The 2030-nt window shown below is 65.6% G+C and carries 1 protein-coding gene; it reads left to right on the top strand.

Annotation, left to right across the window (positions count from 1 at the left end):
- Window positions 1-108: 108 nt before the first annotated feature.
- A partial coding sequence (locus V7Z54_RS06645) for a PhoX family protein (RefSeq protein ID WP_334135304.1) occupies window positions 109-2030 on the top strand: 1922 nt, incomplete at its 3' end.

Below are 2030 nucleotides of genomic sequence, written 5' to 3'. Positions count from 1 at the left end.
GCGCCACGCCCCGCACGCCAACAGCTCCATTCACACCCTTGTCATACACGGCCACCACGATTCCAAGGTGTAGATGTTCCCTCAACACCAGGACTCCAGGACGTTACCATGGCCAAAGACTTTTCACAGATGGAGTGTTCCAACCACAGTGCCAATCCATCGATTTACGAGGTGTCAGACCCCGCGCGGCGCGTGTTCGTGCGCGGCACGCTGGCCAGTGCCGCGGCTGCGCTGTTCGGTAGTTTGGCGGCCGGCTGCGCCACCCAGAGCGGCGCGTACAGCCATTCGCCGGCGGCGTCACTGGGCCGCCGCATTGGCTTTGCCAGTGTGCCCATGCAAAACGTTGACACCGTGCTGGTGCCGCCCGGCTACACCGCGCGTGTGCTGTACCGCTGGGGCGACCCGGTGGGCGTGGCCGGTGCCATGCCCGCGTTCAAGACCGATGCCAGCAACACCGCTGCCGAGCAAGCATTGCAAGCCGGCATGCACCACGATGGGATGTCATATTTCCCGCTGGACGGCAGCCGTCGTGGCCTGTTGGCCATCAACCACGAATACACCGACGATGGGCTGCTGCACCCGGACGGGATGAAGACCTGGAACGCCGAGAAGGTACGCAAGGCGCAGGCCGCGCACGGCGTCTCCATCATTGAAGTCGAGTCCGATGGCCGCGGGGGCTGGCGCCAAGTACTGCCGTCACGCTACGCGCGCCGCATCACCGCCACCACGCCGATGATCCTCAGCGGCCCGGCAGCGGGTCACGCCATGCTGGTCACTGCGGCTGACCCCACCGGCACGCGCGTGCTTGGCACGATCAACAACTGCGCCAACGGTGAGACGCCTTGGGGCACCTACCTCACCTGCGAGGAAAACTTCATGGACTACTTCCACGGTCCGGACCAGCCCGACGAGCATGGCAAGCGCTGGGGCTTGAAGAAGGGCGGTGCCGGCTATCGCTGGCATGAGTTCGACGAGCGCTTCGACGCCACGCGCCATCCCAACGAACCCAACCGCTTTGGCTGGGTGGTCGAGATCGACCCCAAGGACCCGACGATGACGCCGATCAAGCGCACCGCGCTGGGCCGCGCTGCGCACGAAGGTGCCGCGGTGGCGCTAACCCAAGACGGCCGCGCCGTAGTCTACATGGGCGAGGACGCGCGCTTCGAGTACATCTACAAGTTCGTCAGCCGCGATCGCGTCAAACCCGGGGGCTTCGCGGCCAACCGCGACCTGCTCGACCACGGCACGCTGTATGTGGCCAAGTTCAACGCTGATGGCACTGGCGAGTGGCTGCCGTTGGTTCACGGCCACGGGCCGCTGACAGCGGCCAACGGCTTTGCCAACCAGGGCCACGTGCTGATCAAGGCGCGCCAAGCCAGCGATGCGCTGGGCGCCACCAAAATGGACCGCCCTGAATGGACCGCCGTGGACCCCATCAGCAAAGAGGTGTACTGCACACTGACCAACAACAACCGGCGGGGTGCCGACAAACAGCCCGGGGTGGACGCCGCCAACCCGCGTGCCAACAACACGATGGGCCACATCATTCGCTGGAAAGAAAACGGCGACCTGGATGCGACGCGCTTTACCTGGACGCACTTCGTGCTGGCCGGCGACCCCTCACTGCCCCGCGCCGAAGCCAAAGGCAACATCCGCGGCGACATCTTTGGCAGTCCCGATGGCATCTGGGTTGACCCGCGCGGGGTGCTGTGGATCCAGACCGACGTTTCCACTTCCACCCTGGGCAAGGGCGACTACGTTAACTTGCCCAACAACCAGATGCTGGCGTGCGATCCCACACAGGGCGAAATCCGCCGCTTCCTGGTCGGCCCGCGCGGCTGCGAAGTCACTGGCATCGCGATGACGCCAGACCTGCGCACGATGTTCGTCAACATCCAGCACCCGGGCGAAAGCCCCAGCGAGCGCAGCGACCCGGCGGAGCCGCTAAAAGTTTCGCGCTGGCCCGACGGCGGCGGTCGCCCGCGCTCGGCCACGGTCGTCATCACCAAGGACGACGGCGGGGTGATTGG

It is taken from the genome of Tepidimonas sp. (genome assembly GCF_036824975.1).
In the GTDB taxonomy this organism is placed as follows: domain Bacteria; phylum Pseudomonadota; class Gammaproteobacteria; order Burkholderiales; family Burkholderiaceae_C; genus Tepidimonas.
This window is presented reverse-complemented; position numbering and strand designations above follow the sequence as displayed.